The organism is Halomonas elongata, assembly GCF_029081005.1.
Lineage (GTDB): Bacteria > Pseudomonadota > Gammaproteobacteria > Pseudomonadales > Halomonadaceae > Halomonas > Halomonas elongata_B.
Window position 1 is genome coordinate 1 of sequence record NZ_JAJQTQ010000008.1, and the last position, 25,088, is coordinate 25,088.

Annotated in this window: 16 protein-coding genes; 7 read left to right on the forward strand and 9 right to left on the reverse strand. The window is 67.7% G+C overall.

Annotation, left to right across the window (positions count from 1 at the left end; genetic code table 11):
* Positions 1-240: 240 nt before the first annotated feature.
* Positions 241-1,830, reverse strand: coding sequence for a peptide chain release factor 3 (locus LU493_RS07740; RefSeq protein ID WP_275287210.1), 1,590 nt, complete (start codon positions 1,828-1,830; stop codon positions 241-243).
* A 182-nt stretch (positions 1,831-2,012) separates the two neighbouring features.
* Between LU493_RS07740 and LU493_RS07745 the strand changes: the two genes are divergently transcribed.
* Complete coding sequence (locus LU493_RS07745; protein ID WP_275287211.1) at positions 2,013-2,510, forward strand: hypothetical protein; 498 nt, start codon at positions 2,013-2,015, stop codon at positions 2,508-2,510.
* A gap of 67 nt (positions 2,511-2,577) precedes the next feature.
* On the opposite strand, the gene LU493_RS07750 is transcribed toward LU493_RS07745, so the two are convergent.
* From LU493_RS07750 to hemP, 7 genes are all read right to left on the reverse strand, one after another.
* A complete protein-coding gene (locus LU493_RS07750; protein WP_275287212.1) occupies positions 2,578-3,426 on the reverse strand; it encodes a glycosyltransferase family 32 protein in 849 nt (282 codons plus the stop codon).
* A 388-nt stretch (positions 3,427-3,814) separates the two neighbouring features.
* Positions 3,815-4,576 (reverse strand): ATP-binding cassette domain-containing protein, encoded by a 762-nt coding sequence (locus LU493_RS07755; protein WP_275287213.1) that lies wholly within the window; start codon positions 4,574-4,576, stop codon positions 3,815-3,817.
* A complete protein-coding gene (locus LU493_RS07760) occupies positions 4,570-5,613 on the reverse strand; it encodes a FecCD family ABC transporter permease (protein WP_275287214.1) in 1,044 nt (347 codons plus the stop codon). The genes LU493_RS07755 and LU493_RS07760 overlap by 7 nt, the downstream gene beginning before the upstream one ends.
* On the reverse strand, positions 5,604-6,503 hold the full coding sequence (locus LU493_RS07765) for a heme/hemin ABC transporter substrate-binding protein (RefSeq protein WP_275287215.1): 900 nt from the start codon (positions 6,501-6,503) through the stop codon (positions 5,604-5,606). Before LU493_RS07765 ends, LU493_RS07760 begins: the two co-directional genes overlap by 10 nt.
* Positions 6,500-7,558, reverse strand: a complete 1,059-nt coding sequence (locus tag LU493_RS07770) for a ChuX/HutX family heme-like substrate-binding protein (RefSeq protein WP_275287216.1) — start codon at positions 7,556-7,558, stop codon at positions 6,500-6,502. Before LU493_RS07770 ends, LU493_RS07765 begins: the two co-directional genes overlap by 4 nt.
* 17 nt (positions 7,559-7,575) lie before the next feature.
* The gene (locus LU493_RS07775; protein WP_275287217.1) at positions 7,576-9,576 is read right to left on the reverse strand and encodes a TonB-dependent receptor domain-containing protein; all 2,001 of its coding nucleotides are present in this window, start codon (positions 9,574-9,576) and stop codon (positions 7,576-7,578) included.
* A 298-nt stretch (positions 9,577-9,874) separates the two neighbouring features.
* Positions 9,875-10,060 (reverse strand): hemin uptake protein HemP, encoded by a 186-nt coding sequence (gene hemP / locus LU493_RS07780; protein WP_275287218.1) that lies wholly within the window; start codon positions 10,058-10,060, stop codon positions 9,875-9,877.
* A 299-nt stretch (positions 10,061-10,359) separates the two neighbouring features.
* On the opposite strand from hemP, the gene LU493_RS07785 reads away from it, so the two are divergent.
* The 6 genes from LU493_RS07785 to LU493_RS07810 are packed head-to-tail and all read left to right on the forward strand — an operon-like array spanning position 10,360 to position 24,681.
* A complete protein-coding gene (locus LU493_RS07785) occupies positions 10,360-12,342 on the forward strand; it encodes a capsular polysaccharide biosynthesis protein (RefSeq protein WP_275287337.1) in 1,983 nt (660 codons plus the stop codon).
* A gap of 1 nt (position 12,343) precedes the next feature.
* Positions 12,344-13,582 (forward strand): capsule biosynthesis protein, encoded by a 1,239-nt coding sequence (locus LU493_RS07790; RefSeq protein WP_275287219.1) that lies wholly within the window; start codon positions 12,344-12,346, stop codon positions 13,580-13,582.
* Positions 13,579-14,343 carry an SDR family NAD(P)-dependent oxidoreductase gene (locus LU493_RS07795; RefSeq protein WP_275287220.1) on the forward strand — a complete coding sequence of 255 codons (765 nt, stop codon included), beginning with the start codon at positions 13,579-13,581 and terminating at the stop codon, positions 14,341-14,343. The genes LU493_RS07790 and LU493_RS07795 overlap by 4 nt, the downstream gene beginning before the upstream one ends.
* A complete protein-coding gene (locus LU493_RS07800) occupies positions 14,340-15,908 on the forward strand; it encodes an LTA synthase family protein (RefSeq protein WP_275287221.1) in 1,569 nt (522 codons plus the stop codon). Before LU493_RS07795 ends, LU493_RS07800 begins: the two co-directional genes overlap by 4 nt.
* Positions 15,905-23,353: a type I polyketide synthase gene (locus tag LU493_RS07805; protein ID WP_275287222.1), complete on the forward strand. Its 7,449-nt coding sequence runs from the start codon at positions 15,905-15,907 to the stop codon at positions 23,351-23,353. The genes LU493_RS07800 and LU493_RS07805 overlap by 4 nt, the downstream gene beginning before the upstream one ends.
* Positions 23,350-24,681 (forward strand): aminotransferase class I/II-fold pyridoxal phosphate-dependent enzyme, encoded by a 1,332-nt coding sequence (locus LU493_RS07810; RefSeq protein ID WP_275287223.1) that lies wholly within the window; start codon positions 23,350-23,352, stop codon positions 24,679-24,681. The genes LU493_RS07805 and LU493_RS07810 overlap by 4 nt, the downstream gene beginning before the upstream one ends.
* A gap of 20 nt (positions 24,682-24,701) precedes the next feature.
* Here LU493_RS07810 and LU493_RS07815 read toward each other — a convergent pair whose 3' ends face one another.
* On the reverse strand, positions 24,702-25,088 hold the full coding sequence (locus LU493_RS07815) for a SirB2 family protein (protein ID WP_275287224.1): 387 nt from the start codon (positions 25,086-25,088) through the stop codon (positions 24,702-24,704).

The following is a 25,088-nucleotide window of genomic DNA, read 5'->3' on the forward strand; positions in this document are numbered from 1 at the left end:
TTTCTTCCAGCTTCCAGCGGCGTTAGCCGCGCTCTTCCAGCTTATAGCTCCCGGCGAAGCCGAGACCGGGCGAAGCCTGGGTGGTTTTTCTTCCAGCTTCCAGCGGCGTTAGCCGCGCTCTTCCAGCTTATAGCTCCCGGCGAAGCCGAGACCGGGCGAAGCCCGGGTGGTTTTTCTTCCAGCTTCCAGCGGCGTTAGCCGCGCTCTTCCAGCTTCAAGCTCCAGGCGCGCAGCGCCTGGTCAGTGCTCCCTCGTATGATGGAACTGCACGTCCGGCCAGCGTTCCTGGGTCATCTGCAGGTTGACCCGGGTCGGGGCGATGTAGGTGAGGTGGCCGCCGCCGTCGATGGCCAGGTTGGCGCTGACCTTGCGCTTGAAGTCTTCCAGCATCTTGGGATCGTCGCACTGGATCCAGCGCGCGGTCTGCACGTTGACGCCCTCGTAGATGCAGTCGACCTTGTATTCCTGCTTGAGCCGGTGGGCGACCACGTCGAACTGCAGCGTACCCACTGCCCCGAGGATCAGGTCGTTATTGTCCAGCGGCATGAACACCTGGGTCGCACCTTCCTCGGAGAGCTGCTGAAGCCCCTTCTGCAGGGCCTTCATGCGTAGCGGGTCCGTCAGGCGTACGCGTTTGAACAGCTCCGGGGCGAAGTGAGGAATGCCGGTGAAGCGCATGTTCTCGCCCTGAGTGAAGGTATCGCCAATCTGGATGGTGCCGTGGTTGTGCAGGCCGATGATGTCGCCCGGCCAGGCCTCTTCCACATGGGCGCGATCCGAGGCCATGAAGGTCAGGGCGTCGGCGATCTTCACGTCCTTGCCGATGCGCACGTGCCGCATCCTCATGTTCCTGTCGTACTTCCCGGAACAGACCCGCAGGAAGGCCACACGGTCACGATGGTTGGGATCCATGTTGGCCTGGATCTTGAAGACGAAGCCGCTGAAACTGCCGTCCTCGGCCTCGACGGTCCGCAGGTCAGTCTCGCGGGGCTGCGGGGACGGCGCATACTCGACGAAGCCATCCATCATCTCGCGCACGCCGAAGTTGCCCATGGCGGTACCGAAATACACCGGCGTCAGCTCGCCGCGCAGGTAGGCATCGTGGTCGAAGGTATGGGAGGCACCGCGCACCAGCTCGACTTCCATGCGCAGTTCCTCGGCGGCATCCTCGCCGAGCACCTCGTCGACCTCGGGATTGTCGAGCCCCTCGATCCGCTTGTCCTCGGGAATGCGGTTGCCCTGTCCCTGGGTATAGAGGTGGATCACGTCATTGTAGAGGTGATAGACGCCCTTGAAGTGGCGCCCCATGCCGATCGGCCAGGTCATGGGCGCGCACTGGATCTTCAGCACCTCCTCGACCTCGTCCATCACCTCGATGGGATCGCGGATATCGCGGTCCATCTTGTTGATGAAGGTCAGGATCGGCGTGGTGCGCAGCCGACACACTTCCATCAGCTTGATGGTGCGGTCCTCGACGCCCTTGGCACCGTCGATCACCATCAGCGCCGAGTCCACTGCCGTCAGGGTACGATAGGTATCCTCGGAGAAATCCTCGTGCCCCGGCGTGTCGAGCAGGTTGACGATGCGCCCGCCATAGGGGAACTGCATCACCGAGGTGGTCACGGAAATACCGCGCTCCTGCTCCATCTTCATCCAGTCGGAGGTGGCGTGGCGATCATCCCGCTTGCTCTTCACCGAGCCCGCCATCTGGATGGCGTTGCCGAACAGCAGCATCTTCTCGGTGATGGTGGTCTTGCCCGCGTCGGGGTGCGAGATGATCGCAAAAGTGCGTCGAAGCCCGGTTTCATGGGCTTGCTTGGCGTCTGTCATTACAACGTGGCTCTACTTTGTACTAGCCCCTGTACTCCAATCCGAAAGCAGCCAGGCGAGTATGGATGAGGAATGCGCCAATTGTACCGGCAAGCCCGAAGCGGTGCTACGCTACGCCAGTGGAAATGGAATTCAGGTGGCGACACGCGGAGGTGTCCCATCCATTGAACGGAGACAAGACGATGGACCGACCAACCCGGAAGGGAATGATGCTCGCCGGCCTCCTGGCCCTGCTGTCAGGCTCGCTGGTCGCCTGCGCCCCCGGACCGACGACGGAAGAGCGACAAGCAAACGCCATCGGCGACAAGGCCGATGAAACGGCAAGTGACCCCGTGGCGATCAGCGAGCGTTACTTCCAGAACCTCGAGACGGGAGCGTTCGACCGGGCCTATGCCATGTGGGCATCGGACACCTCGACCCACGAAGGCGGAAGCGAACGCTTCGGGACGTCCATGCTCGTCTATCAGTCCTTCGACGGCGAGGCGACGGGAGCCGCCCGAATGGAAGGCGCGGCGGGCACCCGGTATGCCGAGGTGCCGATCCGGGTATCGGGCACCCGGCGCGGCGAGCCCTTCTCGCATGAAGGGACGATGACATTGAAGCGCTGCAATGATGTACCGGGCTGCAGCGCACAAGCCCTGCAGTGGCAAATAGAGTCGATCATTCTCGAACAACGGTGAGGACCCGTCGGCCTCGTCCGATGCGGGATCGAGGCCGGCAGTATCGAACCGCCAGCGAAGCGGCGACTCAACGTTTCTCTGTGGCCTTGACCGTTGCGTCGCCGTCCCGGTGCAGCACTCCGACGGCCTTCTGCTCTCGTGTCCACTTGCCCTCGGGCTTGTCGACGTACTGGAAGCGCTCGTTGGTGAAGCTGCCCTGCAGGCAGAGGAAACGATAGGACTCGCTCTCCACCATGGCGGCGTCAATCACTCGATTGAAGACTCCCGGCCCGGTCAGGTCGAAGACACCGCTCCCGCGGTTCTCGGCGATGTGGTCACCGATCGCCTCGGACACCGCCTGCAGCTCGGCCGTTCCCGGTCGACTGGCAATGAAGTAATTGCTCAACCCGCCCTTCCGGGAGCGCACGAACAACACCTCTCGCTCGGCCCCCAGAATGCGATGCAGCGGCCAGACCAGGTGCGCATCGATGTCCATGTAGACGCCCCCGCAAGCCTGCAGCACCAGCACCCGCCAGAAATCCGCCTGGGCGGCACCGATACGCAGTCGCGAATAGCGCCGATGGACCTCGGCCGGATAGTTCGCCGCGATGAAGTCGGAACGACCTCGGGTCGAGACGAAACGATATTCGAAGGTCGGCGCCATCAGGCGGTTGCAGAGGTAGTTCAGGTAGACGGGCAGCGTCACCCGGTCGGTAAAGTTGGTCTGCCACAGAGTTCTCGGTACGGCGCAGGGCCGGCGTGGCCGGATCAGCGGCGCGGCATGCGCCGGTAGCGTGAAACGCTTGTCGGGCAACAGCCAGTGGAAGGGATAGCTCATCAGCTTGAAGACATTGCCCATCAGCTTGAGCAGGCGGCCGACGATGAATCTCGAGAATGATGAGAGGGTCAAGGGTGAAGACGTCACATGCCTTGTCATGTCGTCGACTCCGTGGTGGTAACCGTCATCTCCGTTCTACCGGTATTTCGCGTCACTCGCATGACAGCGTGTTCCGGCGCTCACCCTCACAGCCCCGGAATGCCGATCGGCCCCGGCATATCCGGAATGGGCGAGCAGCCGCTCAACGCCTGGGCCATCATGATAAAGGCCAACAGATACCACCAGGTGCGCGGTCCGGACATGACGATGACCTCCCTTGAATGATCATGCGTGAAGATGTCGGCTCGTCGCCACGAGCCCGCCGATGGCCAGGCAGTATGCCAGTTTCAGCAAGCCGGCAACATGACCGCCCCGGCATGCGCGCTTCGAGCGCCGGCATGGGTGGGCGCGACGACGCTCATCGGCCCGATACCTGGACGACGCCTGCTCAGGGTTTCAGGGCCAGCCAGGGAGCCGCTCCGTCACGTTCTAGCGCCTGCAGCTCGGCACGGTAGGTCAACGCCAGACGTTCGGTCTCGAGCACCTGGCCCGGCGTGCCATGCGCCACCCGCTTGCCGGCTGCCATCAACCAGACCCGATCGGCATAGGTCGCCGCCAGGTTGAGGTCATGCAGCACGCCGACCACCGCCATGTGACGCTCCACAGCCAGCCGCCGCAACAGGCGCATCATGCGCTGCTGCTGGCCGATGTCCAGGGCACTGGTCGGTTCATCCAGCAACAGCAGGCCGCCATCTCGAGCCTTGTCGTCTCGAGGCGCCGCCGCCAGCTGGCACAGGGCCCGAGCCACCATGACCCGCTGGCGTTCGCCACCGGACAGGCTCAGGACACTCCGCTCGGCGAGATGGGTCAGCTCCAGTTGCCCCATGATATCGGCGACCGCCGGGTCGCCCGGGTCACCTCCCAGTACCACCAGGTCGCGTACTCGCCAATCGAACCCCGTCGGCTCGAACTGGGCGACCAGCGCTCGACGTCCCGCCAGCCCCGCCGGTGTCCAGGTATCCAGGGACCAGCCATCCAGGGTGACCGGTCCCAGTTGCGAGTGGCGAAAGCCCGACAGCATCGTCAGCAGCGTCGTCTTGCCGGCCCCATTGGGACCGACGATGGCCAGCACCTCGCCTGGCCTCACCTCATCGTGCAGCGGCGACAGGCTGGGCGTGTCGATCAGGCCGGCGTGATGCAGGCTCAGCATCCATGCCTCCCGCGCAGCAGCAGATAAAGGAAATAGGGACCGCCCAGCAGGCTCGTCAGCAGCCCCACCGGCATTTCCGCGGGCATCGCCAACACCCGGGCCAGGCCATCGGCCACCACCAGCAGCAAGGCACCGCCCAGCATGGAGGCCGGCAGCAGCAGGCGATGCCCCGGCCCCAGCCACAATCGCAGGCAGTGCGGCACCAGCAGGCCGAGAAACCCGATGATCCCGCTCACCGCCACGCAGACCCCGACGCCCAGGGAGGTGGCCGCCACCACGCGACGCGTCAGGCGCCGCCCATCCAGGCCCGCGGCATGGGCCGTCACCTCGCCGAGCTGCAACAGGTCGAGGTCGCGCGCCCGACGCAGCAGCACGACCAGCGCCGGCGGTACCAGCACCAGCGTCACCAGGGTCGCGCCCCATAGCGAATGGGCCAGGCTGCCCATGCCCCACAGGCTGAGCTGCCGAAGCTGTTCATCGCTGGCCAGGAAGGCCAGCAGGCCGCCCCCGGCACCGGCCAGGGTATTGATGGCCAGCCCCGCCAGCAGCAGGGTGAGCACGGCACCGCCACCCGCTCGCCGACGTGCCAGCCCGAAGACCAGCAGACACACCCCTAGCGCCCCCAGGAAACCGGCCACGAACTGACCATAGAGGCCGAAGGCGTCACTGCCGGGGAACAGCACCACCCAGACCGCCACGCACAGCCCGGCGCCACTGGCCAGGCCCAGCAGGGTCGGATCGGCCAGCGGGTTGCGGAACAGCCCCTGCATGGCCGCCCCACTGCCCGCCAGCATTGCTCCGACCAATACCCCCAGCAACAAGCGCGGCAGGCGGAGCTGCCACCAGACCCGGCCATCCATCGCCGTTACCTCGCCCGCCACGAGTTCGACCGGCGAGATCCCGAGGGAACCGGAAGACGCCGCCCAGCCAAGGGCCAGCAGCAAGGCCAGCGACAGGCCACCCAGTACACCGAGGCGCCGCGAGAGGCGCCGGCGCGGCAACTCACCTCGCCCGGCGTGCGACAGCGTCATGTCCATGGCGGCGTCTCCCGCTCGACCAGGGCGGTATCATCCCCCGCCAGCAAGGCGTCTAGGCGTTCGCGCAGTGCCAGCAACAGGGAGGGTGTGCGCGGCCCGAACCCGAGCAGCCCCTGGTCGTCGACCACCAGCAATCGCTTGTCGCGACCGGCCGGCGTCATGTCGAGCCCCGGCATCGCCCAGAGCGCCGCCTCACCGCCCAGGGCCGCCAACCCGCGACGCGATATCAGCACCAGCTCGGGGGACTGGCGCGCCAGCGCCTCGGCGCCCACCGGCTTGTAGCCCTCCATATCGGCGAAGGCGTTGTCGAGCCCCACCGTCTCCAGCATTTCCTGCGCCGCCGTGTCTCGGCCGGCCACCATGGGCGTCATGCCGCCATGACTGAGGATGAACATGGCCCGGGTCGTCGGCAGTTCGGGCAGCGCCGCCAGGGCCTCGAGCTCGTCGCGCAGTTCGTCGACCCGCTCGCGACCCCGCGCCTCGAGGCCCAGCGCCCCGGCAACGGCTTGGACCTTGTCGGGAATCGACGCCAGCCGGTCGGGGCTTATGATCACCTCGACCGCCACCCCGGCGGCCTCGAGCTGTTCGAGGGTCTCCGCCGGCCCGGCATCATCGCTGGCCAGGATTCGATCCGGATGCAGCGACAGCACGCTCTCCGCCGAGAGACGCCGTAGATAGCCCACCGAGGGCAAGGTCGCCACCGCATCGGGATAAAGGCTGGTGTCGTCCCGCCCGACCAGTCGATCGGCCGCCCCGAGCGCCGCCACGGTCTCGGCAATATCACCGCCCAGCACCACCCAGCGATCATCGTCGGCCAACACCGGCATCGCCGTGCACAGCAAGGTGCCGAACAGGCCGACGAGGCCGGCTCGCCATCCCTTCGCCATCATGCTACCGCCTCCCAGCGTGGAAAGGCCTCCAGCAGTTGTCGCCAGTCGGTGCGTTCCGCCTGCCCCTCGCGACGTTCGGCATACAGCTGCAGGATCAGCCGGCCCTGCTCGTCGAAGGCCTCGAGGCTGGTCACGCCTCCGTCGGCATTGGGCTTGTGCACCCGCCACACGCGCGAGATGGCCGCCTCGTCCAGGTGCAGCGCAAAGCCCGGGTCGGACAGCGTCAGTTGCCCATCACCCCCTTCGGGCCACGGCAGGGTACCGGTACGAATCTGCACGCAGCCCGGGCTCGAGACGAAGCACATCAGCGGCATATGCTGTTCGCTGGCCCGCTGCAACACGCTCTCCACCGCCCTCGGCGCCAGCGCCTCGGTGAAGCGCCCCTCCATCAGGGCATTGGCCTCGTGCCGCTCCAGGCCATGGCGGCGCAACAAGGCGAAGAACTGATGCACGTCGCGCATGGCTCGCCATTCCTCGGCCACCCCCTCGACATCGGACAGCCCCCTGGCCGGTCGCGGCATCTCCTGGGTGAAGGCCGGCTCATCCTCGGTGGCAACCTCGAACAGGCTCGTCCAGCCATCGCCCAGCGCCGTGTCCAGGGCTCGGCAACTGTGCAGCGCACGACCATGCTGGTCGAAGACCTGCACTCGCCAGTCGATCGAGCCGCAACGCGGGCGCTCCCGCACCAGGCAGGCCCAGTGCCAGTGGGAAAACAGCAGCCGTAGATCCAGCCCGCCCGGGGCCAGCAGCAAGCCGGCGGCATCGCCCCCGGCCAGGCGGGGATAACGCCCCCGCTGGAGCAGCGTCGCCGCCGACGACTGCGTCCTCGCCTCGACCTGGCCCAGCGCCTCGAAACGCCTCGCCAACTCGCGGGGCGCCAGTGACAGCGTCCAGGTATCACGACCGATGCGGGCCGCCTGCAATTCACCCTCACTGATATCGAGGCGCTGGGCGATGTGCTCGGCAGACTGGCTCGGCGACGTCTCGCGCATCGCATCGAAAGCATCGAGGATCGCGCGGCGGCGCGCCGTGCTGGAGATTCGAGAAATACTCATGATCGTCAATATCCCTTTCACCATTGCAGATTGAAGGACGCAAACAGACTACGTCCGTCACCGAGTGCGCCATTGGGCCGGTACCACACCTTGTCACCGAGGTTGCTCAGGCGCAGCGACGTGCTGAAGGCCGGGGTGACCCGCCAGGCCAGTTGCAGGTCGTGCAGGCCGTAACCGGGCAGGCTGCCCTCGCCATCCGGCTGGTCATAGGCCTTGGCGAAACGCCCCCGCCAGCCCAGCGTGAGGGCCCGGTCGAGCAGATCCAGGTCGGCCCCGAGCGTGGCTTCCAGGGGCGTTTCGCTGCCCAGCGCCTCGCCGCTGTCGCGATCCTTGCCCGAGACCTCCGACAGGCCGGCGAAGGCGCGAAATTCGGGCCAATCCTCGGGCTCCCAGGCCAGTCGTGCATCGAAGCCCCAGAGCCGGGCACGATTGACATTGACGGCCCGGGTCGTGCCGGCCGCGATATCCACTTCGCTGTCGATGAAGTCATCGGCACGGGTATCGAAATAGCTGGCACGCAGGGCCCAGTCCCCCCGTTCCCAGGCAACGCCGCTCTCCCAGGTACGGCTGGTTTCCGGCTGCAGATCGGGGTTGGGCACCCAGTAGTTGTCGGGGAAGCAGAAGCCCGGCGAGGGGCAGAAACCGGCGAAATGCCGCTGGTCGGCATAGAGTTCGGACAGGCTCGGGGCGCGGAAGGCCTCGGCATAGCCGCTGTAGACCATCAGCCCCCGTGTCGGGCGCCAGGACAGCCGTAGCCTCGGCGACAGCTGGGTCTCTTCGGTCTCGCGACCGGCGGCATCCTCGGCGTCATAACGGTCGTAACGCGCGCCCAGCCCCAGGTCGAAGACCCCGACGCCGCCCTCGGAGAGATGACGCCCCGCCGTCAGGGTGTCCTCGAGATACAGGGCCTGGGTATCGATATCGGCATGGGGAAAGCCCGAGGCTCCGCCACCCGGCCGCTGGCTGGCACGATCCGCTTCGGCGCCGAACACCAGGGTCTGGGTCAACCAGCCATGCTCGAGGCGATGGTAGCCATCGCTCTGCACTCCCCAGCGCTCCAGGGTGCGGTTGGCATCGTCCTCGTCGATCTCCTGGCGACTGAGGCTCAGGCGCGACGTCACTTCACTGGCACCACCGGGACGCCAGCGATGCCCCAGCTGCACATTGTCGCTGGTCACCTGGCGCCGGCGATAATCGTCCTCGGTCGTCAGCTGCTGCGGATTGGCGGGCTGGGTGGCCGTCTCGTCATAACGCTGCCACTGGGCGAAGAGACGGTTCTCGTCATCGGGCTGCCAGCCGCCCTTGAGCAGCAGGCTATCGAGCTCGGCATCCTCGGGGGCCTCCTGCCCGCCGGCACGTCGAATGTCGCCGGACTCGCGACGCCCCACGGAGACCAGGCCATCCACCGGCCCATTGGCCGTCTCCCGCTCGCCGAAGGCGGTGAAGGCACCACCCAGCTCGTCGCGCACCGTGGCGCCACCCAGCGACAATCGCATGCCGCCCCGCTCGCCCGACCGCAACAGATCCGACGCCTCCACCGTCTCGAAGCTCACCACCCCGCCCATGGCATTGCTGCCATAGAGGCTGGACAAGGCACCGCGAGCGATCTGGACCTCGCGTATCAGCCAGGGATCGATATAGAAGGCACCCAGATGGCCGGTGTTGATGTCCTGGCGGACCCCGTCGAGACGTACCTGTACCCCGTTGGAATCGAACCCGCGCAGGCTCAGGGTCTGGCCATTGCGGCGACCGCTCCCCGCCACATGCAGCCCTGGCTGTCGGGACAGCACGTCCTCGACGCTCGACGCCGTGGACAGTGCCGGATCGTCCCGGTCGATGACATCCAGGATCAAGGGCGCGCGGGACGGATCACCGGGCAGACGCGTGCCGGTGACGGTCATTTCGTCCAGCGTGGTCGCCGACGCGGCGCTATCGGACGAGGCATCTGCCACCGCCTGTGAGACGACGATGGGCAGGGTCCACGCCATGGCAGCGGCGATGGAGTGACAGGGTTTCATAAGCCAGGGCTCCCGGGCAGTTTCCTTGGTGATTCGGATGGCTGGCTGGGAACGGCGTCACCGCACCTGGCTGGCATTTTTGAGTCACGAGTTTTGAGTCACGAGCCGCGAGTCACGAGCTGCGAGCAACCCCAAAAACCTGAAATCTCGAGTCACGAGCTGCGAGTCACGAGTCACGAGCTTCGAGCAACCCCAAGAACCGGGAAGCTGGGTTTCGCATCTCGCATCTCGCATCTCGCATCTCGCAGCTCGTAGCTCGTAGCTCGTAGCTCGTAGCTCGTAGCTCGTAGCTCGTAGCTCATGCCGTCAGGATCAACTTCCCCAATCGCGTCCGCCGCAACACATAGCGCCGCCCCTCGTGATGGATGATCAGGCGCCCCTCGCGACCCAGCAGGGAATCGCTGTCGATGCTCCTGACTGCCTCCCGGCGCGTGTTCCGTTCCGTTGGCTCGTCCGGCGATGACGGTGGTCCTGAAACCGGCATGAGAGTCAATCCTTTTCGCTAATGATAACGATTATCATAATCAATTTATACCACTGCCCTCTTCCGGCTTCAAGTACCGGCAAAGGTCAGTGTTGTTCATCGGTGACACCGAGCCGAATCGCTATCACCCTGATACAATGGCCGTTTTGATCCGGCTCACGGCATGAGCCGACGCCTGCCGCGCGGCCATGGAGCGAGCGCGGCCCCTTTCCGACTGGCTTGAAGACTCGAAGGACTGCCTCTTGGCCACACCACGCCGAGCCCCCCATGAGGGCACCCTCGCCGTCGCGACCCGACGCATGCTGGCCCTGCCGATACTGAGCGCCTGCCTGCCCGAGTTCGATCGGTTCTGCCCTCTCGGTTCGCCGGACGGGCGTCGAGCAGCCAGCGTGGCCGGCTGGGGCCTCAAGCCCAGTTCCCGCAAGGCTCGCGCGCATGCCGACCGCCACCGGCTTCCCTACCTGGCCATCGAGGATGGTTTCCTGCGTTCGTGGGGGCTCGGCGTGGAGGGGCATCCTCCTCATAGTCTCATCGTCGACCCCCTGGGCATCTATTACGACGCCAGCCGGCCCTCGACGCTGGAAAACCTGATCCTCGACGCCGATGACGCCCCCGAGACGGAGCTCGTGCGGGCCAGGGACGGCATGGAGCGACTGCGCGAGCTGCGGCTCTCCAAGTACAACCAGGCGCCGGATCGCCGCCTGTTCGACGACGACCGACCGCGCGTGCTGGTCGTCGACCAGACCGCCGGCGACGCCTCGATCGCGGGCGGCCTGGCCGAGGCCGACGACTTCCGGCGAATGCTGGACGCCGCCCGAGCCGAGCACCCCGAGTCGGAAATCCTGGTCAAGGTCCACCCCGACGTCATCGCCGGCAAGAAGGCAGGGCACCTCCTCGAGGCTGGGCAACTGCCTGGCTGCCGGCTCATCGGCGAGAACCTGAACCCCTGGTCGCTGCTCGATGCGGTGCACAGCGTGCATGTGGTCAGCAGCCAGTTGGGCTTCGAAGCCCTGCTGGCCGGCAAGCGCGTCGTCTGCCACGGCGTGCCCTTCTATGCCGGCTGGGGCCTCACCGACGATCGCCGCCCCTGCCCGCGCCGTGGCGTCCAGCGCTCGCTCGCCCAGGTCTTCTCGGCGGCCTATCTGCGCTATGCCCGCTATGCCAACCCTTATACCGGCCAGGCCACCGACTTCGAGGAAGCCCTCGAGCTGATCGGCGATCAGACCCGCCAGCAGCGCCGCCTGGCGGGTCGCTGGGTGACCTGGGGGCTGTCGTCATGGAAACGCGGCTTCGTCGGCGACTTCCTCGGGCATGATGCCGAGGTCCGTCACCTGCGCCACGACCATCCCCCGAAAGGGGCCGAGCGCGACGAACGCCTGCTGTGCTGGGCCTCACGACTGGATGCCGAGGCCGAGGAGCGCTGTCGCGCCCGGGGACACGCTCTCTGGCGCATGGAAGATGGCTTCCTGCGCTCCATCGGCCTGGGCGTCGACCTGGCCCGCCCGCTTTCCCTGGTGGTGGATGCCCTCGGTATCCATTACGACGCCAGCCGCGAAAGCGAACTGGAACGCACCCTGAACGAGGCTCCCTTTTCTCCCGCCCTGCTGCGTCGGGCGGCCCGACTTCGAGAACGACTGGTCGCCCTGCGACTCTCCAAGTACAACGTCCCCGGCGCGCGGCGCCTCCAGCGCCCCGAGGGCGGCCGCCTGCTGCTGGTGCCCGGCCAGGTGGAGAGCGACGCCTCCATCGCCTACGGCACGCTCGACATCCGCACCAACGGTGCCCTGCTTGCTGCCGTGCGACAGGCCAATCCCGATGCCCGCATCCTCTACAAGCCACACCCCGACGTGGTGACCGGCGCGCGAGTCGGCGCCCTGAGCCAGGCCGACGAGCGCCTCTACGATCTCGAGGTCGGCGACGTCGATATCGTCGATTTGCTGGACATGGTCGATGAGGTCCATACCATGTGCTCCCTGGCGGGGTTCGAGGCGCTGCTTCGAGGGCGTCGCGTCGTCACCTACGGGATGCCATTCTATGCGGGCTGGGGACTGACCGAGGATCGTCATGCCTGCCCCAGGCGTCGCCGGTCTCTCGACCTGGACGCGCTGGTCGCGGCCACCCTGATCCTCTACCCGCTGTATGTCGATCCGGGCAGCCGCCGGCTGTGCAACGCCGAGACCGTCGTGGCCCTGCTGGAACAGCGCCGAGCCGAACACCCTCGCCCGGCGTGGCGAACGCATCTGTATCGCTGGTACCGCAATATCTTTATCGGAAAGCATTAACGTGAATTCGCCGAAACGCTCTTTCTTGTTCCTCCAGGGTGTCTGTTCGCCATTCTTCCCCCGCCTGGCGCAACGGCTGAGGGCCGATGGCCATCATGTCGCCAAGGTCCAGTTCGCCGGTGGCGACCTGGCGTACTGGTGCAAGGATGCCGGGCCCAGTCATGCCTTTCGCGGCAAGCTGGACGATCTGCCGGACTTCCTGGCCGATCTCTGGGAGCGCCACGGCACCACCGACCAGTTGCTGTTCGGCGACCAGCGCCCCATCCACCTGACGGCGATCGAGGCCGCCAGGCAGGTCGGCATTCGCAACCAGGTGCTCGAGGAGGGCTACTTCCGCCCCCACTGGATCACCCTGGAACGCGAAGGCGTCAACGGCTATTCGCTACTGCCCCAGGAGGCGGACTGGTATCGGGAAGTCGGCCGTCGCCTGCCCAAACCGCTGCCGGCCAAGCGCTTCCGCACATCGTTCAAGCGCCGTGCCACCCATGACGTGCTCTACCATCTGGCCGGTCTCGCCAACCCGTTGCTCTTCCCCCGCTATCGCAACCACGCGCCGGTCACCGCCCCGGTCGAATACGCCGGTTATCTCAAGCGCTTCACCCAACTGCGCTGGTGGAAGCCGCGCGATGCCGAGCGCATCCGCGACCTGGCCGGCGGCAAACGCCCCTATTACGTGCTGCCCCTGCAGCTCAATGGCGATGCCCAGATTCGCAACCACTCCGATTTCGCCGACATGGTCGAGGTGATCGAGCACACGATGGCGTCCTTCGCCCGCCATGCGCCATCGGACAGCCTGCTGTGCATCAAGAATCATCCGCTCGACATGGGCCTCATCGACTATGCCGGCCTCATCGTGCGGCTCGAGAAACGCCATGACATCGTCGGACGCGTCGTCTATCTCGAATCCGGCGATCTCAATGTCCTGCTCGACGACGCCGCCGGCACCGTGACGGTCAACAGCACCTCGGGTATCGTGGCACTGGAACATCGTTGTCCGACCATCGCTCTGAGCCAGCCGATCTACCGACTCGACGGCCTGACCTTCGAAGGCGGGCTGGACGACTTCTGGCGTCACGGGCAGGCACCGGACGAGGAACTGTTCCGCTGCTTTCATCGCACGGTCATGCACACGGTCCAGCTCAACGGAGGCTATTACTGCGACACCGGTATCGAGCTCGCCATCGACAACGTCGCGGCCCGGCTCGAGGCCACCACTTCTCCCCTCGAGGCCCTGCTATGACCGCACCCCGCAGCCTGTTGATCACCGGTGCCACCGGCGCCATCGGCGGCGCCCTGGCCCGGCACTATGCCGCGCCCGGCGTGCGCCTGATCCTGCACGGCCGCCGCCGGGAGACGCTCGAGGCCCTGGCCGAAACCTGCCGACAGGCGGGCGCCGACGTCGAGACGACGAACGTGGACCTGACCGATGACGCCAGCCTCACCGACTGGCTGGATCGGCTGGCACTGCCCGATGTGGTCATCGCCAATGCCGGCCAGAACACCCACGCCGAACCGGGGCAGGAAATGGAAGACTGGTCGGCCACCAGTCGCCTGCTGGCCATCAACCTGCGCACGCCGATGGCCATGGCCGAACGGCTGGCACCGCGCATGGTCGAGCGCGGTCACGGTCAGATCGTCTTCATCAGTTCCCTGGCCGCCTGGCACGGCCTGCCGCTGACCCCCAGCTACAGCGCCAGCAAGGCTGGCATCAAGGCCTACGGCGAAGCCCTTCGCGGCTGGCTGGCACCCCGCGGCGTGGGCGTGACCGTGGTCATGCCCGGCTATGTCAGCTCGCCGATGTGCGACGCCATGCCCGGTCCCAAGCCCTGGGAGATCGATGCCCCGCGCGCCGCCCGGCGTATCGCCGTGGGCATCGAGCGCAATCGGGCCCGCATCAGTTTCCCCTTCCCGCTCAACCTGGGCTGCTGGAGCCTGGCGGTCCTGCCGGCCGGCCTCTCCCAGCGCCTGCTCGGCCTGATGGGCTACGGGAGACCGTCATGACGCGGGCCCTGCTGCTGCCCTGGTGCCTCGGCCTGATCGGCAGCTTCCTCGCCGAAGCCGCCCTGCGACCGGCCACCGCACCGCCCTGGCGCCGGCCAGCGTCGACCCTGGCCGTGCACCTGGGCACCTGGAGCCTGGCCTTCGGCGCCTTCGTGCTGATATTGCAGCGCCCCTGGTTCGCGCTGGTGCTCTTCCTGGCCCTGCAGCTCGTGGTGGTCCAGTCCAGCAACGCCAAGTCGAAGACCCTGCGCGAACCTTTCCTGTGCCAGGATTTCGAGTACTTTCTCGATGCCATCCGCCACCCGCGTCTGTACATCCCTTTCTTCGGCATCGGCCTGGCCATCGGCGCCAGCCTGGCAGGCCTGGCGACCATCATCGGCTTTCTGGCATTCGAGCCGTCGCTGCCCTCCCGGCATGGCACGGGCGCCTTTCTCGCCGCAGCGCTGACAATCATTGCGCTTTCGGCCCTGCCATTGATCGCCGGGCTGCGCCGCCAGCCGGCCTGCAGCCTCGATCCCGTCGAGGATACCCATCAGCTCGGCCTGTTCGGCGCGCTCTGGGCCTACGGCCTGCTGGCACGACGGCCGCTCACGGTGCCCGAATCGCCCTATGCCCCCGCGCCTGCGCCGTCCGGCCGACACCTGCCGCACCTGGTGCTGGTGCAGAGCGAATCCTTCTTCGACCCGCGCCCCTGGCATGGCGGCCTGCGCGACGACCTGCTTTCCGACCTCGACGCCCTGGCCGATCAGGCCCTGGCCCGGGGGCGCCTGCACGTGCCGGCCTGGGGCGCCAACACGGTGCGCACCGAAACGGCGATACTGACCGGCCTCGACCAGCAGGCCCTCGGCATCCACCGCTTCAACCCCTATCACCAGCTGGCCCATCGCCCGGTACCGAGCCTGGTCGCCGAGCTGAAACGGCTCGGTTATCGCACCGTCTGCCTGCATCCTTATGCGGCCAGCTTCTATCAGCGCGACCGTGTCATGCCGCGCCTCGGCTTCGACGACTTCATCGACATCCGGGCCTTCGAGCGCGACGACTACTGCGGCCAGTACGTCGGCGACCTGGCACTCGCCGACAAGGTTGGCAGTCTGCTCGATGAACCGGATAATAAGCCGCTATTCGTGTTCGTGATCACCATGGAAAATCACGGCCCACTGCAACTTGACGACCGGGCGGAGGACGAGGCCCGCGACCTGCTGGCCGCGGATGCGCCGCCCCTGCCGGACGACTGCGGAGAGCTGGCCTGTTATCTGGTCCACCTGCGCAATGCCGATCGCATGGCCGCACGCCTGCGCCGGCAACTGGAGGCGACCCCCCGGGGCGGGCTACTGTGCTGGTATGGCGACCATGTGCCGATCATGCCCGAGGTCTATCGGCATTACGGCGAGCCAGACGGCGACACGCCCTATCTGTTGTGGTCGAGCCGCGGCCGGGGAGACCGGCCCCAGGCGTCCACGCCGCTTGAGGCAGTGCAATTGAGTCAACGGATATGGCAGGCCGTCATCGACGAGGCGCAGCGCGCCCATGACGGCTGGAACCAGGATCATCGGGAGCAAGCATGACAAGACGCGTGGCCATCATCGGTGTCGCCCACCGGATGCCGGGAACCACCCCGGAAGGATTCTGGCAGGACCTGCGAGCCGAAAAGGACCTGGTGACCCAGGTCGCGGCCGACCGCTGGAGCCATGAGGCCTTCCAGCACCCCGACAAGCGCAATCCCGGCACCAGCGTGACCTTCGCCGCCGGCAGCCTGGGCGACATCAGTGGCTTCGATGCCGACTTCTTCGGCATCTCGCCCCGCGAGGCGGCCAACATGGACCCCCAGCAGCGCATGCTCCTGGAGCTGACCTGGGAGAGCATGGAAAGCGCCGGCATGCCGCCCTCGCGGCTGCGCGGCAGCCAGTGCGGCGTCTTCCTGGGCGTCGCGGCACTGGACTACTCCTATCGATATACCGGCGACATGGGGGCCATCGACGCCTCCACCGCCACCGGCAACACCTCGAGCATCGCCTCGAACCGGCTCTCCTACCTGTTCGACCTGCACGGCCCCAGCATGTCGGTGGACACCGCCTGTTCTTCCTCGATGGTGGCCTTCCACCAGGCCTGCCAGGCGATCCGCGCCGGCGAGACGAGCCTGGCGCTGGCCGGCGGTATCAGCCTGCACCTGCACCCCTACGGCTTCATCATCTTCTCCAAGGCCAGCATGCTCTCGCCCACGGGCCGCTGCCGGGTGTTCGACGCCGACGGCGACGGCTATGTCCGCTCGGAAGGCGCCGGCATGTTCCTGCTCAAGGACTACGACCAGGCCGTGGCCGACGGTGACACCATCCTCGCCGTGGTGGCCGGCTCGACCGTCAATACCGACGGCCACAAGCAGGGACTCACCGTGCCCAACCCCGAGGCCCAGATCGCCCTGATGCGTCAGGTCTACGAGCGGGCCGGTATCGAACCGAACGAGATCGACTACCTCGAGGCTCATGGCACCGGCACCGCCGTCGGCGACCCCATCGAGACCCGCGCCATCGGCGAGGCGCTGGGCAAGCGCCGGCAGTCGCCGTTGCCCATCGGCTCGGTGAAGAGCAACCTCGGCCACCTGGAAACCGCTTCCGGTGTCGCCGGCCTGGCCAAGGCGCTCTACAGCCTGCGTCATCGCGAGGTACCGGCCACCATCGGCATCCGTCGTCCCAATCCCAGGATCCAGTTCGACGACTGGAACCTGGACGTCGTCACCCAGGCTCGCCCCTTGAAGGCGGAAGGACGCCTGGTCATCGGCGTCAACTCCTTCGGCTTCGGCGGCGCCAACGCCCACGTCATCCTCGAGAGCCCGCCCGAGACACCGGCACCGACACCGCCCCCCGTCTCCGACGAACCGCTGCCGCTGCGGCTCTCCGCCCGGGGCGAGCCGGCCCTGCGCGCCATGGCCGGCCAGCTCGCCGACTGGCTGCGCGACACCGACAGCGCGCTCTACGACATCGCCGACACCCTCTACCGGCGCCGCGAGCACCACACCGATGGTGCCCTGCTGTTCGCCGCCGACAAGCAGGATGCCGCCGAGCGCCTGGCCGCCTTCGCCGATCCCGAGCGTGCCCCCGGCAAACGCCCGGTGATCCAGGGCCAGCGTCTCGACGCCGCCCAGGGCCCCGCCTTCGTCTACGACGGCAACGGTTGCCAATGGGAAACCATGGGCCGCGACCTGCTCGCCGACTCCAAGGTCTTCGCCGCCGCCATCGATGAGGTCGACGCCCTCTTCCAGCGCCATGCCGACTTCTCGCTGCGCGCCGAGCTCGAAGGCGACAACGGCAGCGACCGCTTCGTGCGCACCGAAATCGCCCAGCCGGCCCTGTTCGCCGTGCAGGTCGGCATCACCCGAGTGCTCGCCGCCCAGGGCATCGAGCCCGTTGCCGTCACCGGCCACAGCGTCGGCGAAGTCGCCGCCGCCTGGGCCTGCGGCGCCCTGTCGCTGGAAGACGCCGTGCGCGTGATCCACCTGCGCAGCCACTTCCAGGGCCTGACCCGGGGCCAGGGCGAGATGACCGCCGTGGGCCTGGGGGCCGAGGCCATCGCCGCCTACCTGGAGCGTCCCGAGTATCGCGACATCCACCTGGCCGGCACCAACAGCGCCCAGGGCGTGACCCTCGCCGGCCCCGCCGAAGCACTGAGCCGCCTGGAAGCCGAACTCGACGCCCAGCGCCATTTCGCCAAGCGCCTGCCGCTGGACTACGCCTTCCACAGTCCGGCCATGGATCCCATCCGCGACGACCTGATCGCCGCACTGGAGGGACTGCATCCCCGGCAGGCCCGCATTCCCTACATCTCGACGGTGACCGGCGAGGAACTCGACGGCGAACGCCTCGACGCCGACTACTGGTGGCACAACATCCGCCAGCCCGTGCGTTTCGACGCTGCCGCCCGAGCAGTCATCGCCGACGGCACCAATGTACTGGTCGAGATCGGCGCCCACCCGATCCTCAAGCGCTACCTGAGCGAAGCCCTGCGCGACGCGGCGCTCGATGGCCTGATCATCGGCACCCTGGAACGCGACCTGCCGGGGCCCGTCTGCCTCGACCGCGCCATCGGCCAGACACTGCTCTCGGGCCTCGAGACCGACACCGACCACTGGTTCCCGGTAACCGGACGCCTCGCCGAGCTGCCGCGCTATCCCTGGCAACGCCAGTCCTACCGGATGCCGAGCACCTCGGACGCTCTGGGGCTGCTGGCACGCCACTACGAACACCCCCTGCTCGGTTACCGCCTGGCCCAGCACACCCTGACCTGGGAAAGCCAGCTCGACACTGGTCGACAGCCCTGGCTGGCGGATCACGTGGTCGGCGATGCCGCCATCTTCCCCGGCGCCGGCTTCGTCGAGCTGACCCTGGCCGCCGCCGCGCACTGGCGCGAAGCGGCGCCGCTCGACGTCGAGGAACTCGAGATCCAGGCGCCCCTGATGCTCGATGGCCAGCACGGCCGTCTCACCCGGCTGGCCATCGCCCCCGACGACGGCCGCGTCACCATCCACTCGCGGGAGCCGGCCGTCGGCGAGGAATGGCAGCTCCACGCCACCGCCCGCATCATGACCCAGAGCCGAGGCCTGCTGCTGGAGCGTACCGCCCCGGCCCTGCCCGACCGGGCGCCGGACCTGGAGCTGGACGAACATCTGGCGATGGCCAGTCGCCTGGGCCTGGACTATGGTCCGGCCTTCCAGGCCATCGACCGCGCCTGGATCGAGGACGACGGCGTCATCGGTCGCGTCCGCCCCACCCCGGCGATCGAGGAACAACTGGCACTGCAGCACCTGCACCCCGGTATTCTCGACAGCGCCTTCCAGCTGTTCCTGCCGCTGCTGGCCCGCGAGGGTCACGATATGCGAGGCATGGCCTTCGTCCCGGTCCGCGTGGGCCGCATCCAGTGGGCGCCGGAGGCCGGCCGCCCGGTCCTGGCCCGAGCCCGGCTGCTCAAGCGCGCGCCCTACTCCTTCACCGCCGACTTCGAGCTCTTCGACGACCGGGGCCGCGCCGTGGCGGTCGTCAGCGAGACCCGCTTCAAGGCGGTCCGCCTGACCCAATCCGCCGAGCAGGCGCTGAGCCATCTCGACGTTCGCCTGACGCCGGCACCACGCCCACAGCGTCGCCAGCCGGCCGACTTGACCGCGCTGGAAGCCGCCATGCCGGGGCTGATCGACGGCTATGCCGAGGCCACCGGACAACGCTACGCCAATGAGGTCGCCCCGCTTCTCGACCGGCTGGCCGAAGCCTTCGCCGCCGAGGCGCTGGACGGCGAGCTGCATGACGGCGTCCTCGGTCGCTCCCGCTATCAGGCGCTGGCCAGTGCGCATCCGCAGGCCCGCCCCCTGCTCGACCAGTTGCTACGCCTGCTTCAGGACGCCGGCCGCCTCGAGCCCGGCGACGAGGGCTGGACGCGCATCGAAGACGACGACGAGGTCGACGCCACCACCATCTGGCGCCTGCTGGCCCAGGACTACCCGGGCTATATCGGCCCCATCCATCGGCTCGGCCGTTTCGGGCTCAACCTGCGGGACCTGCTGGCCGGCCATCGCGATGCCGCCGACATCGGCCTCGACCGCGACCGCCTGACGCGCCTTAACCGCCAGTTGATCGGCCATGATGGCTGGCGGGCCATCGCCACGCCCCTCGGCGAGGCATTGGCCGATACCCTGGCGCAGTTGCCCGACGGGCAGCGCCTCACCTTGCTCGAGGCCGGCGTCAGTGCCCCGGCACTGGGCGAGCGACTCGCCGACCTGGTCGATCCCGATCGCTGTGACTACCGGATCCTCACCGCCGGTGAACTCGCCTGGCAGCACGCCGAGCAGTTGCGCGAGCGCCAGCCGCTGATCGAGGTCGAGTCGCTGGAAGCCCCGCATGAGCGGTCGTCGCAGGAGGCCTCGCGGCATGCCCAACTGGCTCTGGTCTCGCTGGATGTCACCAATCGCGACCTCAGCCGCCGCCTGATCGAGGCCCTTCCGGAGCGGCTCGCGCCCGGAGCCCGCATTCTGCTGCTCGGGGTCGCCCCCTCCGCCTGGCTCGATACCCTGCTGGCTGCCCCCGGCCTGGACGCCGAAGGCAATGCGCCCGCCGCCTGCGAGCTCGACGACGTCACCGACCTGCTCGCCCGTCTCGGCGCCGAACAGGTCCAGCCGCTGCCCCTGGAAGACGAGGCCGGCGCCTATCTCGTGCACGCTCGTCTGCCCGACCAGGCCAGCCAGGTCGACGACCTCGATACCTCGCCGGCCGACTACCTGCTGGTCATCGACGACACGGATCGCGCCCTCGCCGAGCGCCTCGCCGCCGACCTGGAACGCCGGGGGCATCGGGTGGCGATCGGCGACGAACACCAGGCCGCCCAGGCCGGGCATATCGTCGACCTGCGCAGCACGGGCCTCGAGCGCTGCCAGCAGGCGGCACGCTGGGCGACCGCCTTCGAAGCGCGTGACGACATGCCGACGCTGTGGCTGATCACCCGGGACGTGGCCGCCATCTGGCGCGATAGCTCCGCCCCGGACACGCACGTCAGTGACGATGCCGCCCTCTGGGGCTTCGGTCGCTCCCTGGCCAACGAGGCCCAGGACGTTCAGGTCCGCCTGCTCGACCTGCCCGGCGGCGATCTCGAGAGAGAGGCCCTCGAGGCCCTGGGCGACGAACTCGTCGACCCCGACGACGAAACCGAAGTGGCGCTCGACGCCAAGGGCACCCGCTTCGCTACCCGGCTGCGCATCCTGCCTGCACCGGGCACGGCGACGCATGAAACTCAGGCCCCGGAGGCGCCACGAGGCGCCATGACGCTCGGCTTCCCGCTGCCCGGCCAACTGCGCCATCTGGCCTGGCAGCCGACCGACCTGCCGGCACCCAGCGAGGGCGAAGTGGGCATCCGCGTCGAGGCCACCGGCCTCAACTTCCGCGATGTCATGTACACCCTGGGCCTGCTCTCCGACGAGGCCATCGAGAACGGCTTCGCCGGCCCGACGCTGGGCCTGGAATTCGCCGGCGTCGTCGAGCAGCTCGGGCCGGGCGTCGAAGGATTCGCGCCGGGCGACGCCGTGGTCGGCTTCGGTCCGGCCAGCTTCAGCGACCGGCTGGTCGCCAGCCAGTACGCCATCGCGCCCCTGCCCCGCGACATCGACTTCGCCGCGGCGGCGACGATCCCGACGACCTTCTTCACCGTCTACTACGCGCTGAAGCATCTCGCCCGCCTGTCGCCCGGCGAACACGTGCTGATCCACGGTGCCGCCGGCGGCGTCGGGCTGGCCGCCATCCAGGTGGCCCGCTGGCTGGGCGCCGAGATCCACGCCACCGTAGGGGCCGAGGAAAAACGCGACTTCCTGCGCCTGAGCGGTATCGATCGCCTCTACGATTCGCGTTCGCTGACCTTCGCCGAGGAGATCCTCGCCGACACCGACGGACGCGGCGTCGACGTGGTCCTCAACTCCCTGGCCGGCGAGGCGATCAACCAGAACCTGCGCGTGCTGCGCCCCTTCGGTCGCTTCCTGGAGCTCGGCAAGCGCGATTTCTACGAGAACACCCACATCGGCCTGCGGCCCTTCCGCAACAACCTCAGCTACTTCGGCATCGATTCCGACCAGTTGATGAAGGTCTGCCCGGACCTCACCCAGACACTGTTCAGCGAGATGATGGCGCTGTTCGAGGACGGCACTTTCACGCCGCTGCCCTATACCGCCTTCGGCAATCGCCAGGTGGTCGAGGCCTTCCGCTACATGCAGCAGGCGCGCCAGATCGGCAAGGTGGTCGTCACCCAGGACCAGCCCCTGCGCCCCGACACCGACGACACGGCGCCCCCGGCGGCACCCGACCTGCCGGCCGACGCCACCTACCTGGTCACCGGTGGCCTCGGCGGTTTCGGCCTGCGCAGCGCCCAGTGGCTGGCCGAACGCGGCGCTCGCCACCTGGTGCTGGTCGGCCGTCGTGGCGCCGCCTCACCCGAGGCCGCCGAGGGCATCGCCGCCCTCGAGGCGCAAGGCGTGTCCGTGGAAGCCGCGGCCTGCGATGTCGCCGATCACGACGCCCTGGCCGCGCTGCTCGAGCGTTGCCGTGCCGAGCACCCGCCGCTGAAGGGCATCATCCATGCCGCGGCGGTGATCGAAGACGGCCTGATCCGCAACCTCGACGAGGCGCGCATCGCCCGGGTACTGACACCGAAGATCGAGGGCGCCCGTCACCTGGACGCCCTGACCCGGGACGACGACCTGGATATCTTCGTGCTCTATTCCTCGGCGACCACCTTGTTCGGCAACCCCGGCCAGGCCAGCTACGTCGCCGCCAACCACTGGCTGGAGGCCCTGGCCGCCAGTCGTCGCGCCCAGGGCCTGCCGGCCACCTGCGTGCGCTGGGGCGCCATCGAGGACGCCGGCTTCCTGGCCCGCAACACCCGGACCCGCGACGCCCTGCAGGAGCGTCTCGGCGGTTCGGCGCTGCGCGCCGACGATGCTCTCGAGGTGCTGGGTCGCATGCTCGCCGCCCCCGGACCGAGCCTCGGCGTGCTGGAGCTCGACTGGTCGGCCCTGGCCCGCTCGCTGCCCACCGCCGATGCCCCGCGCTTTGCCGAGATCGCGCGTGCCGCCGGTGACGAAGGCCAGCAGGACGATGGCGACCAGGACCTGGCACGCCTGCTTGCCGAACTGTCTCCCGAGGAGCTCCACACCACCGTGACCGATCTGCTCAAGGCGGAACTCGCCAGCATCCTGCTGGTGGAAGAAAGCAGGATCGACGTGCACCGCTCGGTCTATGACATGGGCTTCGACTCGCTGATGGGCGTGGAACTGATGACCGCCATCGAGTCTCGCCTCGGCGTGCGCGTGCCGGTCATGGTACTCAGCGAAGCTTCGACCCTCGACAAGCTCAGCGGCGTGCTGATCGACCGCCTGACACGCGACGATATCGAAGACGACGACGGCGACGCCGAACTGGCCTCGCTGGCCGCACGCCACGGCGCCGATGCCATTGCCGACGCGCCCTCGGAGGAGGTCACTGCCCGATGAGCCAGGATGCGTCACGCAACGACCTCAAGCGTCAGCTCCTCGACGGAGCGCGCAAGCGCAAGCGTTCACGCCCCGCGCCGGATCGCCCCGACAAGTCCGAGACATCCGGCGGCGCGGTGTCGGATCGACTGACGCGTTTCGACACCCACCCGGGTTACCAGCAGCTGACCATGATGCGCGAGGCGGCACGCCGCCTCGGCCTGACGGACCCCTTCTTCCGTTGCCACCAGGGCAATGCCGGGGCCACCAGCCGCATCGACGACCGAGAGGTCATCAACTTCGCCAGCTACAACTACCTGGGCTTCTCCGGCGACCCCCGGGTCAACCAGGCCGCCATCGACGCCGTTCAACACTATGGCAGCTCGGTGTCGGCCAGCCGCATCGTCTCCGGCGAGCGGCCCATTCACGGTGAACTCGAACGCGCCATGGCCGACGCCTACCAGGTCGACGACGCCGTGGTGTTCGTCAGCGGCCACGCCACCAACGTCTCCACCCTGGGCTATCTGCTGGGGCCGGGAGACCTGATCCTCCACGACGAGTACATTCACAACAGCGCGCTGGTCGGCGCCCAGCTCTCCGGCGCTCGGCGAATGGGCTTCGCGCACAACGACGCCGACGCCCTGGAAGACCTGCTGCGCCGCCATCGTCCACAGTTCGAGCGTGTCGTGATCGTCATCGAGGGGCTCTACAGCATGGACGGCGACCTGCCCGACCTGCCGCGCTTCGTCGAGATCAAGCGTCGTCACCAGGCCTGGCTGATGGTCGACGAGGCGCACTCCTTCGGCGTGCTCGGCGAGAATGGCCTCGGCCTGCGCGAGCACTTCGACGTGCCGTCCGACGCGGTGGACATCTGGATGGGCACCATGAGCAAGACACTGGCCGGCTGTGGCGGCTACATCGCCGGTTGCCAGGCCCTGGTGGACACCCTGCGCCACCTGGCGCCGGGCTTCCTCTACAGCGTCGGCATGCCTACCCAGGTGGCAGCCCCCTCGCTCAAGGTGCTGGAGCTGATGCGCGAAGAACCGCAGCGTGCCCGGCGCCTGCGCGACATCTCGCGCTACTTCCTGGAGCACGCCCGCGCCCTGGGGCTGGATACCGGCGAAAGCATCGGCGCCGCCGTGGTCCCGGTGATCATCGGCAGCTCGGCACGCGCCGCCGGCCTCTCCCACGCCCTGTTCGAGCGAGGCATCAACGTCCAGCCGATCCTGCACCCCGCCGTGCCCGAGCAGAGCGCGCGATTGCGCTTCTTCCTCTCCTGCGAGCATACCGAACAGCAGGTCGACCAGACCCTCGACGCCCTGAACGAGGAACTCGCCCGGCTGCGGTGATTCGTCATCACCCGTTCATGCTAGCCCCACCAGGAGAGCGGATGGTGGCGGACGGCCGTGCCCACGACATAGACAAACACCAGCACGGCCAGTCCGGCTGCGCTCGCGCGCTGCCATGGGGTGCGGCCACGCTTGAGGGCAACGGTCCCCAGCCCGATGTAGACCAGCAGACCGATGAGCTTGGCGGCCAACCAGGGATGCTGGTGTGGCCAGAAGCGCAGCAGCAGCATCAGCCACACCCCGAAGGCCAACAGAGCGGTATCGATCAGGTGAGGAAGGACACGCACCCACCTTTTCTGCAATTGCGATGATGCCGATACCGACCACCAGGCTCTCAATACGAACAAGGCCAGACTCAAGACGGCCATCGTCATGTGCAGATGCTTGATCAGCCAATAGAGCGACAT